Source organism: Bradyrhizobium sp. AUGA SZCCT0177, from assembly GCF_018130125.1.
Lineage (GTDB): Bacteria > Pseudomonadota > Alphaproteobacteria > Rhizobiales > Xanthobacteraceae > Bradyrhizobium.
Window position 1 is genome coordinate 134,065 of record NZ_JAFCMA010000016.1, and the last position, 14,437, is coordinate 148,501.

Genomic DNA, 14,437 nt, shown 5'->3' on the forward strand with positions numbered 1-14,437 from the left:
CCCCGCCTTTCGGCGGGGCCTTCCTCAACTCTCGCTTACGTTCGAACCAGCGGTCCTGCGAACTAGCGGTCCTGATCAGGCATCTCGCCGGGTCGCTCGCCCTGACGGCGGCTCGGATCCTGCTGCTGCTGACCGGGCTTTTGACCGCCGCCCTGCTGCTGCTGGCCGGGCTTCTGACCCGGGTTCTGGTTCTGCTGGCCCGGCTTTTGGGTCGGGTTGCTCATGTGGGGATCTCCCTTGTTGAACACAGTCGGAGGCAACGGAAAGTCCGGGCTTTGGTTGCGAGGGAACACCGGTTCCGACGCGATGATTGCGCGGCAAAGCCGTGTTGGCATTGTGACCCAAGGAACTCCCCGGGAACCGGCAGCTCAAAACTAGCTCTGTACAAGCCCTCCGGGCCGTAGCCAGCGCTGTTGCCGCCCCCGGTTCCAAACTGTAAGAAAACGACACGATGCGTCGATCAGGCTGCCGGGGGCCTCGGCGCGTTGACCTCTAGATACGGCAGCGCATGGATTATTTCGCCCAGCAACTGATCAACGGCCTCGTGCTCGGCTCGATCTACGGCCTGATCGCCATCGGCTACACTATGGTCTATGGCATTGTCGGCATGATCAATTTCGCCCATGGCGATATTTTCATGATCGGCGGCTTCATTGCCCTGATCACGTTCCTGATCCTGGTTTCGTTCGGCCTGACCGCGATCCCCCTGATCCTGCTGGTCGTGCTGTTGGTATCGATGGCGATCACCGCGCTGTATGGCTGGACCGTGGAGCGCATCGCCTACCGGCCGCTGCGGCATTCGTTCCGCCTCGCCCCGATGCTGTCGGCCATCGGTATGTCATTCGTGCTGACCAATTATTCCCAGGTCGCCCAGGGTGCGCGCGTCAAGCCGGTGCCGCCGATCATCACCGGCGGCTACACGCTGCATGAGGGCTCCGGCGGCTTCGTGGTGCAATTGTCCAACATCCAGATCATCGTGGTGATCACGACCGTCGTGTTGCTCGCGCTGTTCACCTGGCTGGTATCGAGCACGCGGCTCGGCCGCGACATGCGCGCCTGCGAGCAGGACCAGACCATGGCCTCGCTGCTCGGCGTCGATGTCGACCGCACCATCTCGATGACCTTCGTGATCGGCGCGGCGCTCGCTGCTGTCGCCGGCATGATGTACCTGCTCTATTACGGCCTCGTCGATTTCTTCATGGGCTTCGTCGCCGGCATCAAGGCGTTCACCGCCGCCGTGCTCGGCGGCATCGGCTCGCTGCCCGGCGCGATGCTGGGCGGACTTCTGATCGGGCTGATCGAGACGCTGTGGTCGGCCTACTTCTCGGTCGAGTACAAGGACGTCGCGGCGTTTTCGATCCTGATCGTCGTGCTGATCTTCCTTCCGACCGGCCTGCTCGGCCGGCCTGAAGTCGAAAAAGTCTGACGGGCGCCCGCGTGAACGCGCCCCCCGCCGCCATGCAAACCTCGCGCGCTCCCGGCGTCGCCTTCATCTTCAAGAAAGCCCTGATCAGCGCGCTGGTCGCGCTGGTGCTGTTCTCGCTGATGATCGGCGTGCGTACCGAAGCAGGATCCGACGGGCAACTGACCTACTGGACCCGCTTCGGCGACCTCGCCATGATGGTCGCAACCGTGTTCGGCGGCAGCATCGTCGTCGAGTTGCTGCGGCAATGGTGGGGACCGGTCGGCACCGTGCGCGTCGTGCCGCCGCAGGTAACATCGGCGCTTTCGTTCGCGGGTCGTCTCGTCGCGCCGGTGCTCTTGATCTTCACCTTCCTGGTGCCGGTGATCTTCTACAACGAACGCTACATTCTCGACCTTGGTATCCTCGTGCTGACTTACGTCATGCTCGGATGGGGATTGAACGTGGTGGTCGGCCTCGCCGGCCTGCTCGACCTCGGCTATGTCGCGTTCTATGCGGTGGGCGCCTATTCCTACGCGCTGCTGGCGACCAATTTCGGACTGTCGTTCTGGATCTGCCTGCCGCTGGCCGGCATCCTCGCCGCGTTCTGGGGCGTGCTGCTCGGTTTTCCCGTGCTGCGACTGCGCGGCGACTATCTCGCCATCGTCACCCTCGCCTTCGGCGAGATCATCCGCCTCGTCCTGCTCAACTGGCAAAGCCTGACCGGCGGTCCGAACGGCGTCACCGGCATTCCCCGGCCGACCATGTTCGGCATTCCGCTCTCGCCAGGCGACGACGGGCTTGCCGCCAAACTCGGCATCGAATTCTCGCCGACCCACCGCATCGTGTTTCTGTTCTACTTGATCCTGGCGCTCGCGCTGCTCACCAACTGGGTCACGATCCGGCTGCGCCGGCTACCGATCGGCCGCGCCTGGGAAGCCTTGCGCGAGGACGAAGTCGCCTGCCGCGCGCTCGGCATCAACACGACAACGACAAAACTGACGGCGTTTGCGACCGGTGCGATGTTCGGCGGTCTCGCCGGCGCGTTCTTCGCGACCAGACAAGGCTTCATCAGCCCGGAATCCTTCACCTTCCATGAATCGGCGCTGGTGCTGGCGATCGTGGTGCTGGGCGGCATGGGCTCGCAGCTTGGCGTGGCGCTGGCGGCGCTTGCCATGATCGGCGGCTTCGAACTGTTCCGCGGGCTCGACCAATACCGCATGCTGGTGTTCGGCATGGCGATGGTGCTGTTGATGATCTGGCGCCCGCGCGGGCTGATCGGTCACCGTGCGCCGACCGTGTTCCTGGAACGCAACCAGGCGATCTCGTCCGACCTCGTCAAGGAGGGGCACGGATGAGCGCCGATCAGATTCTTGACCACATCCTTTCCGTCGATCACCTGTCGATGCGCTTCGGCGGCATCGTCGCCGTCAACGACCTCTCCTTCGGCGCCGAACGGCGCAAGATCACCGCCCTGATCGGACCGAACGGCGCCGGCAAGACCACCGTCTTCAACTGCATCACCGGATTCTACAAGCCGACCAGCGGCAGCATGCGGCTGGCGCATGATGACGGCCACAACATCCAGCTCGAACGGCTGAACGATTTCCGGATTTCCAAGCAGGCGAAAGTCGCGCGCACCTTCCAGAACATCCGTCTCTTCCCCGGCATGACGGCGCTGGAGAATTTGATGGTGGCGCAGCACAATGCGCTGATGCGCGCCTCCGGCCTTACCCTGCTCGGACTGATCGGCGCGCCGTCCTGGCGCGTCGCGGAGAAAGCGGCGATCGATCTGGCGCGAACGTGGCTGGAGCGCATTGATCTTTTGGACCGCGCCGACGATGCCGCCGGCAACCTGCCCTATGGCGATCAGCGCCGCCTCGAAATCGCGCGCGCCATGTGCACTGAACCGGCGCTACTCTGCCTCGACGAGCCGGCCGCCGGCCTCAACGCGCGGGAGAGTGCAAGCCTGAGCGAGCTGCTGCTCTCGATCCGCGCGAATCAGGGCACCTCGATCCTCCTGATCGAGCACGACATGTCGGTGGTGATGGAAATCTCCGACCACGTCGTCGTGATGGACTACGGCGTCAAGATCGCCGAGGGCACGCCGCAACATGTCCGCGACGACCCCAGGGTGATCGCCGCCTATCTCGGCGCCGACGAGGAGGAAGCCATCGCGGTGATGGAGAGCGGAACGTGACCGCATCATCCCCAACAACGCCGCTGCTGGCGATCCGCGGCTTGCGCGCGGCCTATGGCAAGATCGAGGCGCTGAAAGGCGTCGATCTCGAGGTCGGCGCGGGCGAGATCGTCGCCCTGATCGGCGCCAACGGCGCCGGCAAATCGACTTTGATGATGACGGTGTTCGGCAGGCCCCGCGCCCGCGCCGGCCGGATCGAATATGACGGCCAGGATATCACCGGCGTGCCGACGCACGAGATCGCGCGGCTGCGCATCGCCCAATCCCCGGAAGGCCGCCGGATTTTCCCGCGCATGAGCGTGGCGGAAAACCTGCAGATGGGCGCCGACGCGACCGACTCCAGCGACGCCGACCGCGCCAGCGGCCTGGAGCGCATTTTTACGCTGTTCCCGCGGCTCAAGGAACGCATGACCCAGCGCGGCGGAACCTTGTCGGGCGGCGAGCAGCAGATGCTGGCGATCGGCCGCGCCCTGATGAGCCGGCCACGCCTGCTGATGCTCGATGAGCCGTCGCTCGGCCTTGCCCCCCTGATCGCGCGGCAGATTTTCGACGCCATCCGGACCCTGAACCGGCAGGACGGCCTGACCGTGCTGATCGTCGAACAAAACGCCAATCACGCGTTGAAACTCGCCCATCGCGGCTATGTCATGGTCAACGGCCTGATCACGCTCTCCGGCACCGGCAGTGAATTGTTACAGCGCCCCGAAATCCGCGCCGCCTATCTGGAAGGCGGCCGGCGGGGCTAGCGTTGCCCAAGCCGGCGGCGAAAACCGCCCGCTGCGGCAAGATGCTGCGAACGGACGGTGGATTTGCCCGAAATTTGCCGATGACTTCGCGGTAAAATCAGCCGACAATGGCCGCGGTTTTCGCGCCCGGCCCGCCGGGTGCATCCCGAAAATCGAACAACCCGCGAGGATAACTCATGAAATCATTGAAACTCATCGGCCTGGCATTGGGCGCAACATTGGCGCTTTCGACCACCGCGCTGGCGCAGGACATTAATATCGCAGTGGCGGGCCCGATGACGGGCGGCGAATCCGCGTTCGGCCGGCAGATGAAAAACGGTGCCGAACAGGCGGTGGCCGACATCAACGCCGCCGGCGGTGTGCTCGGCAAGAAGCTGGCGCTGCAGGTCGGCGACGATGCCTGCGATCCCAAGCAGGCGCGCTCGGTGGCGGAAAAGTTCGCCAGCGCGAAGATCCCGTTCGTCGCCGGTCACTTCTGCTCGTCCTCGTCGATCCCGGCGTCGGAAGCCTATGCCGACGGCAACGTGCTGCAGATTACGCCGGCCTCGACCAACCCGCTGTTCACCGAGCGCAAGCTCTGGAACGTGGCGCGCGTCTGCGGCCGCGACGATCAGCAGGGCCTGATTGCCGCCGATTACATCGTCAAGAACTACAAGGGCAAGAACGTCGCCATCCTCAACGACAAGACCACCTACGGCAAAGGCCTCGCCGACGAAACCAAGAAGGCGCTCAACAAGGCCGGCGTCACCGAGAAGATGTTCGAATCCTACAACAAGGGCGACAAGGATTTTAACGCGATCGTGTCGCGGCTGAAGCGCGACAATATCGATCTGGTCTTTGTCGGCGGTTACCATCAGGAATCCGGCCTGATCCTGCGCCAGATGCGCGACCAGGGCCTGAAGACGGTGTTGATGGCGGGCGACGCCTTGAACGACAAGGAGTTCGCCTCGATCGCAGGTCCCGCCGCCGAAGGCACGCTGTTCACCTTCGGCCCCGACCCGCGCAACAAGCCGACCGCCAAGGAGATCGTCGCCAAGTTCAAGGCCAAGAACATCGATCCCGAAGGCTACACCCTCTACACCTACGCCGCGATGCAGGTCTGGACGAAGGCGGTGGCGAAGGTCGGCTCGACCGATCCGAAGAAGGTGATGGAAGCCATCAAGGCCGGCGAGTGGGATACCGTGCTCGGCAAGATGGGCTTCGATGCCAAGGGCGACATCAAGGCGATCGACTATGTCGTCTACAAGTGGGATGCCAAGGGTAACTACACCGAGATCAATCCGAAGGGTTCTTAAGACCCCTCACCGCTTTTGTTAGCAACGAACGCCCCGGCTTGCCGGGGCGTTTTTTGTTTGCGGCGCGTTCATCAAGGAAAGCCGAGCCTGCAAAGGTTAACGGCCTTTCACGCTATGGAACTTTTTTCCCGGGGTGGTGGAACCAAAGGCATCCGAGCGGTTTTAAACAGTTCGGGCTGGGTTCCATGTCATTGATTTTGCTGCATCACCTGCTGTTCCACCTTGATCTCCGATCGGGCGGCACGTCTTATGGCGCAAATCGCATACCAGCGGCCAGATTCGCGCGACATCGCCTCGAGGAGACACCATGAGTGATCTTTCCCCTGGAGCATCATCTCCGGTCCGCCGCGTCTCCAAAGCCAAAGCCCAGGCCAACGGCACGCCCGACCCGATGCAGGACCTGTTGCACGCGCTGCAGGCGATGCGCTCCGGCGATTTCTCGGTGCGGATGACCGGCGATCATCTCGGCATCGAGGGCAAGATCGCCGACACCTTCAATGAGATCGTCGCCGCCAATCAACGAATGGCGCAGCAACTGGAGCGGGTCGGACAGGTCGTCGGCCGCGAGGGCAAAACCCGCCAACGCGTCAAATTCGATCTTTCGAGCGGCTCGTGGGCGGACATGGAAGGATCGGTCAATACCCTGATCGACGACTTGCTATGGCCGACCCGCGAGGTGACCCGGGCTGTCGCCGCCGTGGCGCAGGGAGACCTGCTGCAGACCGTGCAACTCGATGTCGATGGCCGCCCGCTGGGCGGCGAATTTTTGCAGTCCGCCAACATCGTCAACACGATGATCAAACAGCTCAGCGTGTTCACCTCGGAAGTGACACGCGTGGCGCGCGAAGTCGGCACCGAGGGCAAGCTTGGCGGCCAGGCGCAGGTGCCGGAAGTCACCGGCGTCTGGAAGGATTTGACCGAGAGCGTCAACTCCATGGCCAACAACCTCACCGGCCAGGTCCGCAACATCGCGGAAGTCACGATCGCGGTCGCCAATGGCGACTTGTCGAAAAAGATCACGGTCGACGTCCGCGGCGAGATCCTGCAGCTGAAGGAAGCCATCAATACGATGGTGGATCAGCTGCGTTCGTTCGCTTCCGAAGTGACACGTGTGGCCCGCGAAGTCGGCACCGACGGCAAGCTCGGCGGTCAGGCGATCGTGCCCGGCGTCGCCGGCACCTGGAAGGATCTCACCGACTCCGTCAACGCGATGTGCGGCAACCTCACCGCGCAGGTCCGCAACATCGCCAACGTCACCACCGCCGTCGCCCGCGGCGACCTCTCGCGCAAGATCACGGTGGACGTCCGCGGCGAAATTCTGGAATTGAAAGACACCATCAACACGATGGTGGACCAGCTCAACTCCTTCGCCTCGGAAGTGACGCGCGTCGCGCGCGAGGTCGGCACCGAAGGCAAATTGGGCGGTCAGGCCCAGGTGCCCGGTGTCGCCGGTACCTGGAAGGACCTCACCGACAACGTCAACTTCATGGCCTCCAACCTGACCGCGCAGGTCCGCAACATTGCCGACGTCGCAACCGCGATCGCGGGCGGCGACCTTTCCAAGAAGATTACCGTCAACGTATCCGGTGAAATCCTTCAGCTGAAGGAAACGCTCAATACGATGGTCGACCAGCTCAACGCGTTTGCCGGCGAAGTGACGCGCGTCGCGCGCGAAGTCGGTACCGACGGGCGGCTCGGCGGTCAGGCCAACGTGCTCGGCGTCGCCGGCACCTGGAAGGATCTCACCGAGAGCGTCAACTCGATGGCGAGCAACCTGACGGCTCAGGTCCGCAACATCGCCGAAGTGACGACGGCGGTCGCCAATGGCGACTTGTCGAAGAAGATCACGGTGGACGTGCGTGGCGAAATTCTGGAGCTGAAGGACACCGTCAACACGATGGTCGACCAGCTCAACGCGTTTGCCGGCGAAGTGACGCGCGTCGCGCGCGAGGTTGGCACCGAAGGCAAGCTCGGCGGCCAGGCGCTGGTGCGCGGCGTCGCCGGCACCTGGAAGGATCTCACCGACAGCGTCAACTCGATGGCCAGCAACCTCACCGGCCAGGTGCGAAACATCGCCGAAGTCGCCACCGCCGTCGCCAAGGGCGACTTGTCGAAGAAGATCACGGTGAACGTGTCAGGCGAAATCCTTCAGCTCAAGGAAACGCTGAACACGATGGTCGACCAGCTCAACGCCTTTGCCGGCGAAGTGACGCGCGTGGCGCGCGAGGTCGGCACCGACGGCAAGCTCGGCGGCCAGGCCGAAGTGCCCGGCGTCGCCGGCACCTGGAAGGACTTGACGGACAGCGTCAACTCGATGGCCGGCAATCTGACGGCGCAGGTCCGCAACATCGCCGAAGTGGCGACCGCCATCGCCGGCGGCGACCTGTCGCGCAAGATCACCGTGGACGTGCGCGGCGAGATCCTGCAGCTGAAGGAAACGCTCAACACGATGGTAGACCAGCTCAACCGTTTCGCGGGTGAAGTGACCCGCGTGGCGCGCGAGGTCGGCACCGAAGGCCGGCTCGGCGGCCAGGCCAACGTGCCCGGTGTGGCCGGCACCTGGAAGGACCTTACCGACAACGTCAACTCGATGGCCGGCAACCTCACCGGCCAGGTCCGCAACATCGCCGAAGTGACCACGGCGGTGGCGAAGGGCGATCTGTCCAAGAAGATCACGGTGGACGTCAAGGGCGAGATTCTCGAACTGAAAAACACCGTCAACACGATGGTCGACCAGCTCAACGCCTTTGCCTCCGAGGTGACGCGCGTGGCGCGCGAAGTCGGCACCGAAGGCAAGCTCGGCGGCCAGGCGCAAGTGCCCGAAGTCGCCGGCACCTGGAAGGACCTCACCGACAACGTCAACTTCATGGCTTCCAACCTGACGGCGCAGGTCCGCAACATCGCCGAGGTCGCAACCGCGATCGCCGGCGGCGACCTGTCCAAGAAGATCACGGTGGACGTGCGCGGCGAAATCCTGCTGCTCAAGGACACCTTGAACACGATGGTCGAACAGCTGCGCTCGTTCGCGGCCGAAGTGACCCGCGTCGCGCGCGAGGTCGGTACCGAGGGACGCCTCGGCGGCCAGGCGGTGGTGCCCGGCGTCGGCGGAACGTTCAAGGACCTGACCGACAACGTCAACCTGCTGGCGGCCAATCTCACCACACAAGTCCGCAACATCGCCGAGGTCACCACGGCGGTGGCGCGCGGCGACTTGTCGCGCAAGATCACGGTCGACGTGAAGGGCGAAATCCTCGAACTCAAGAACACCATCAATACGATGGTCGATCAGCTGAACGCGTTCGCCGGCGAAGTCACCCGCGTCGCGCGCGAGGTCGGCACCGAGGGCAAGCTCGGCGGACAGGCGCAGGTGCCCGGCGTCGCCGGCACCTGGAAGGACCTCACCGACACCGTCAACTTCATGGCCGCCAATTTGACCGAACAGGTCCGCGGCATCGTCAAGGTGGTGACCGCGGTCGCCAACGGCGATTTGAAGCAGGACCTGACGGTGAAATCGAAGGGCGAAGTCGCCGCTCTCGCCGATACCATCAACAACATGACCGAAACGCTGGCGACGTTCGCCGATCAGGTCACCTCGGTGGCGCGCGAAGTCGGCGTCGAAGGACGGCTCGGCGGCCAGGCCAACGTTCCCGGCGCCGCCGGCACCTGGAAGGACCTCACCGGCAACGTCAATTTGCTCGCCGCCAATCTGACCTCTCAGGTGCGCGCCATTGCCGAGGTCGCGACCGCGGTGACAAAGGGCGACCTTACCCGCTCGATCCAGGTCGATGCCCGCGGCGAACTCGCCGAACTCAAAGACAACATCAACACCATGATCGGCACTCTCCGCCTGACCACGGACGTGAACTCGGAACAGGACTGGCTGAAGACCAACCTCGCCAAATTCACCAACATGCTCCAGGGTCAGCGCGATCTCACAACCGTCGGCCGGCTGCTGCTGACCGAGCTGACTCCGCTGGTGAACGCCCATATGGGCGTGATCTACCAGGTCGAGAACGAGGAAAATCCGCAGCTTCGCCTGCTCTCGGCCTATGCCGGCGACGGCGCCAGCCCGCACAAGGAGGTCGTCCAGTTCGGCGAAGGGCTGGTCGGGCAAGCTGCGATGGACAAGCGCCAGCGCATCCTTTCCGACATTCCGGCGGATGCGACCCCAATCAACTCCGCCCTTCTTCGCGTCGTCCCGCGAAATCTCGTCGTGCTACCGGTGCTGTTCGAAAGCCAGGTGAAGGCCGTCATCGAGCTCGGCTCGATCAGCTCGTTCACCACGTCGCAGATGACCTTCCTCGAACAACTCACCGACTCCATCGGCATCGTGCTCAACTCGATCGAGGCCACGATGCAGACCGAAGGCCTGCTGAAGCAGTCGCAGCAGCTCGCCGGCGAATTGCAGACCCAGCAGAAGGAACTGCAGCAGACCAACGAACAGCTCGAACAGAAGGCCCAGCAGCTCGCCGAACGCAACGTCGAGGTGGAAAGAAAGAACCAGGAAATCGAACAGGCGCGGCGCGCGCTCGAGGAGAAGGCGACCGAGCTTTCGCTGACGTCGAAGTACAAGTCCGAATTCCTCGCCAACATGTCGCACGAGCTGCGCACGCCGCTCAACAGCATCCTGATCCTCGGCCAGCAGCTCACCGAAAACCCCGACGGCAATCTGTCGGCGAAACAGGTCGAATTCGCCCGCACCATCCACGGCGCCGGCACCGACCTGCTCAATCTGATCAGCGACATTCTCGACCTGTCGAAGATCGAATCCGGAACGGTAACGGTCGATGCCGAGGAAATCCTCACCTCGAACCTTTTGGAAACCGTCGGCCGGCCGTTCAGGCACGAAGCCGACAACCGCCAGCTCTCGTTCAACATCAGCGTCGACGAAAACCTCGCCCGCAGCATGGTGACCGACTCCAAACGCCTGCAGCAGGTGCTGAAGAACCTGCTGTCGAACGCGTTCAAGTTCACCGCCGAAGGCGGCGTGCGGCTGACCGTGTCCGCCGCGCTTGGCGGATGGAGCGCGGAGCACCCGATCCTGAACCATGCTCCCGCGGTCGTCGCCTTCGAGGTCACCGACACCGGCATCGGCATTCCGCCGGAAAAACAGAAGCTGATCTTCGAAGCGTTCCAGCAGGCGGATGCCGGCACCAGCCGAAAATATGGCGGCACCGGCCTCGGCCTTGCCATCAGCCGCGAACTTGCGAGCCTGCTCGGCGGCGAGATTCATCTGCGCAGCGCCCCGGGCAAGGGCAGCACCTTCATCCTGTATCTGCCCTTGAAATATTCCGGGCCCACCGTCGCGCCGCGCACCCCTGCCCCGTCGCCCTATCTGACCGCGCCGGCGCTGCAGGTTGCCGCGACCCAGGAGCGGGTGATCGAGCAACTGCCGGATGACCGGCTCAACCTCGAGGCCGGCGACACCATCCTCCTGATCGTCGAGGACGATCCGCACTACGCGCGGGTCTTGATCGATCTCGCCCGCGACAAGGGCTTCAAGGTCCTGGTCGCCAATCGCGGCGCCGAAGCGCTCGAACTCGCCAAGCAGTTCCAGCCCACGGCGGTGTCGCTCGATGTGTTCCTGCCGGACATGCTGGGCTGGACCGTGCTCAGCCAGCTCAAGCACAATCCGCTGACCCGGCACATTCCGGTGCAGATCATCACGCTCGACGAGGACCGCCAGCACGCGCTGGCACGCGGCGCATTCTCGTTCGTCAACAAGCCGACCACGACCGAAGGCGTCAGCGCCGCACTGTCCCAGATCAAGGAATACGCCAAGCCGCGGCGCAAGCGTCTTCTGATCGTGGAAGACAACGCCGCCGAGCAGATGAGCATCAAGGCCCTGCTCGATCACGTGGATATCGAGATCCTCACCACCGATACCGGCGCCGGCGCCCTCTCGACCCTGCGCGACAACCCCTGCGACTGCGTCGTGCTGGACCTGCGGTTGCCGGACATGAGCGGTTTCGAGGTGCTCGACCAGATCCGCAACGACGAGGCGCTTTCGAACGTGCCGGTGGTCGTGTTCACCGGGCGGGAACTTTCCGCCGAGGAGGACGCGGAACTCCACACCATGGCCCGCAGCATCGTGGTCAAGGGCGTGGAATCGCCGGAACGCCTGCTCGACGAAACGTCGCTGTTTTTGCACCGTGTGATCACGGAATTGCCGGTCGAGAAGCAGAGGATGCTGGAGAAGCTCAATAGTTCCGATGAGGATCTCGTTGGCAAGACCGCGCTTCTGGTGGACGACGACGCCCGTAACATCTTCGCGCTGTCGAGCGTGCTGGAACGGCGCGGCATGAAGGTGCTGACGGCGACCACCGGCCATGAGGCCATTGCGCTGGTCGAATCCAATCCCAAGATAGCGATCGTGCTGATGGATATCATGATGCCGCAGATGGACGGCTACCAGACCATCGGGGTCATCAGGCAGAACCCGTCGTTTGGCCGCCTCCCCATCATCGCGCTGACCGCCAAGGCGATGAAGGGCGACCGCGAGAAGTGCCTCGAGGCCGGAGCGTCGGACTATCTGGCAAAACCCGTCAACACCGAGCAGTTGCTCCTTGCCATCCGTATGTGGCTCCACCGCTGATCGGCGCGCAGATGATGGACCAAGAGAAAGTAAACATACTTCTGGTGGACGATCAGCCGGCAAAGCTGCTCGCCTATGAGGTCATCCTGAAGGAGCTTGGAGAGAACCTGGTCTCGGCCGCCTCGGGGCGCGAGGCGCTCGAGTTCCTGCTGAAGAACGACGTCGCCATCATCCTGGTCGACGTTTGCATGCCGGAACTGGACGGTTTCGAGCTCGCCGCGATGATCCGTGAACATCCCCGTTTCCAGAAGACGGCGATGATCTTCATCTCGGCAATCCAGGTCAGCGATCTGGACCGGCTGCGCGGCTACGAGATGGGCGCGGTCGACTACGTTCCGGTGCCGGTGGTGCCTGAAGTGTTGCGCGCCAAGATCAAGGTGTTCGCCGAACTCTATCGCAAGACCCGTCAGCTGGAGCGGCTCAACGTCGAGCTCGAGGATCGGGTTCGCGCCCGCACCGCCGAACTGGAAGAATCCCATGCGCGGCTTTTGGAAAGCGAGCAGCGCCGGAGTCTCGCGATCGCCGCGGGAAAGATGGGGTCGTGGGACTGGGACTGGGTCAATGGCGACTGGATGTGGGACGAGGGCCAGTATCAAATTCTCGGCGTCGATCCCGGCAGCATCGAGCTGACACCGGCCAATATTCAGGCCCTGATCCATCCGGACGACGTTCCTGAACTGCACGATGCATGGGCGAGTTTCGCCCGAGGCGCGAAATCGTACGAGGCGGAATTTCGCGTCATCCGCCCGGATGGCGAAGTGCGCTGGTGCGCGGGAACGGCTGCGGCGAGCACCGACAAGGACGGCCGCGTCATCCGCGTCAGCGGCGTGACGGTCGACATCACCGAACGCAAACAGGCCGAAGAACGCCAAAACCTGCTCGCCCGGGAAGTCGACCACCGCGCCAAGAACGCGCTGGCGCTGGCGCAGTCGATCGTTCGGCTGACGCGCGGCGAAAACGTCAAGAGCTACATCCGCTCGGTGGAAGGACGCATCACCGCGCTCGCGCGGGTGCACACCGTGCTTTCGCTGTCGAGCTGGCAAGGCGCTGAAATAGGCAAGCTGATCGACGAAGAGCTGGCGCCATATTCGATGGGCGATCAGATCGCATTGCGCGGCGCCGAGGTGCAGCTGCAACCGGCGACCGCGCAGACGGTGGCTTTGGCGCTGCACGAGCTCGTCACCAATTCGGCCAAGTATGGCGCCCTGTCGGCGTTGACGGGCCGGCTATCGGTGAAGTGGGAGCTCGAGTCGGGCCTTCTCGAACTCGTCTGGATGGAGACCGGCGGGCCTGTGGTCGAAAAACCGGTATCAAGGGGATTTGGCACACGGAGCGTAATCGCCAGCATCGAGTCGCAACTCGGCGGAAAGGCCGAATTCGATTGGCGCCCCGAAGGTCTCGTTTGCCGGCTCTTGGTCCCGCTGGCGCGCCAGACCGCGCCCGATCCGACTCCGCCTCGGAAAACCGTGGCGGATGAAGCCGGCAGCAGACGCGTTGGAAAGTCGGCCCGGCCGTAACGGCTGAAGGGCGGATTACCGCGCCGCCGCCCCGGCAACGGCGCCCGCCGATGGCCGCATCGCCTGCCGGGCCGCGTCGATCGCGCGGATCAGGTCGGTCGGACGAAACGGCTTTTGCAGGCAGACCACGTCAGCCAGTTCAGGTGATTTGGACAGGAAGTCGAGCGCCGTCATGCCGGATATCGCGACAACAGGCAGGTCGGGCACCCGTTCGCGCATCGTCGCGATAACATCGGAGCCGTTCGAACCCTGCAGGAAGATATCGACGATCGCGAGGTCGAAATCCTCAGCTTCGAATGCCTTCAATCCCGCTTCGGCGGTGGCGGCTTCGACGATTTCGAATTGGTTGATCCGCAGCACGATCGAGATCATCGTGCGCACGTCGGGTTGGTCGTCAATCACAAGAACGCGGGGCATTAAAAAAAAATCCGGATCGGTCGTGCAACAGCTTATGATGAAAGTCCGACGGACGGCGCAACGCCGCCGGCATTATTCGACCGTTCGGTAAAGGGACGGTTACCCCGGACACGTCTTTCCGGCACACCGCTTACGGGTAATATGTAACCTTGGGTTGATTCCATTCCACGTCAACGCGCTATAGTCTTTTGCCACCCGGCGCCCGAGTGAGTCCCCCGCTCCCCTGGTCCGCTTGTGTCCGCTACTCCTGCGGGTCGATATCCGC

The 14,437-nt window shown here is 63.5% G+C and carries 8 protein-coding genes and 1 pseudogene; 7 read left to right on the plus strand and 2 right to left on the minus strand.

Features of this window, described 5'->3' with window-relative positions; genetic code table 11:
- Window positions 1–62 precede the first annotated feature (62 nt).
- Complete coding sequence (locus JQ597_RS20045) at window positions 63–224, minus strand: hypothetical protein (RefSeq protein WP_212265932.1); 162 nt, start codon at window positions 222–224, stop codon at window positions 63–65.
- A 284-nt stretch (window positions 225–508) separates the two neighbouring features.
- On the opposite strand from JQ597_RS20045, the gene JQ597_RS20050 reads away from it, so the two are divergent.
- The 7 genes and pseudogenes from JQ597_RS20050 (at window position 509) to JQ597_RS20080 (ending at window position 13,755) form a co-directional block, all read left to right on the plus strand.
- Window positions 509–1,426, plus strand: coding sequence for an ABC transporter permease subunit (locus tag JQ597_RS20050; protein WP_212265933.1), 918 nt, complete (start codon window positions 509–511; stop codon window positions 1,424–1,426).
- 32 nt (window positions 1,427–1,458) lie between these two features.
- Entirely contained in the window at window positions 1,459–2,760 is a 1,302-nt protein-coding gene (gene livM / locus JQ597_RS20055) for a high-affinity branched-chain amino acid ABC transporter permease LivM (RefSeq protein WP_212265966.1), read from the plus strand.
- Entirely contained in the window at window positions 2,757–3,602 is an 846-nt protein-coding gene (locus tag JQ597_RS20060) for an ABC transporter ATP-binding protein (protein WP_212265934.1), read from the plus strand. The genes livM and JQ597_RS20060 overlap by 4 nt, the downstream gene beginning before the upstream one ends.
- Window positions 3,599–4,348, plus strand: coding sequence for an ABC transporter ATP-binding protein (locus JQ597_RS20065; RefSeq protein ID WP_212265935.1), 750 nt, complete (start codon window positions 3,599–3,601; stop codon window positions 4,346–4,348). The genes JQ597_RS20060 and JQ597_RS20065 overlap by 4 nt, the downstream gene beginning before the upstream one ends.
- A gap of 176 nt (window positions 4,349–4,524) precedes the next feature.
- Window positions 4,525–5,643, plus strand: a complete 1,119-nt coding sequence (locus tag JQ597_RS20070; RefSeq protein ID WP_212265936.1) for a branched-chain amino acid ABC transporter substrate-binding protein — start codon at window positions 4,525–4,527, stop codon at window positions 5,641–5,643.
- Window positions 5,644–6,043: 400 nt separating this feature from the next.
- Window positions 6,044–12,238 (plus strand): annotated as a pseudogene (locus JQ597_RS20075) (HAMP domain-containing protein); the annotation flags it as partial.
- A 14-nt stretch (window positions 12,239–12,252) separates the two neighbouring features.
- Window positions 12,253–13,755: an HWE histidine kinase domain-containing protein gene (locus JQ597_RS20080; RefSeq protein ID WP_212265938.1), complete on the plus strand. Its 1,503-nt coding sequence runs from the start codon at window positions 12,253–12,255 to the stop codon at window positions 13,753–13,755.
- 15 nt (window positions 13,756–13,770) lie between these two features.
- On the opposite strand, the gene JQ597_RS20085 is transcribed toward JQ597_RS20080, so the two are convergent.
- A complete protein-coding gene (locus JQ597_RS20085) occupies window positions 13,771–14,172 on the minus strand; it encodes a response regulator (protein ID WP_212265939.1) in 402 nt (133 codons plus the stop codon).
- Window positions 14,173–14,437: the final 265 nt, after the last annotated feature.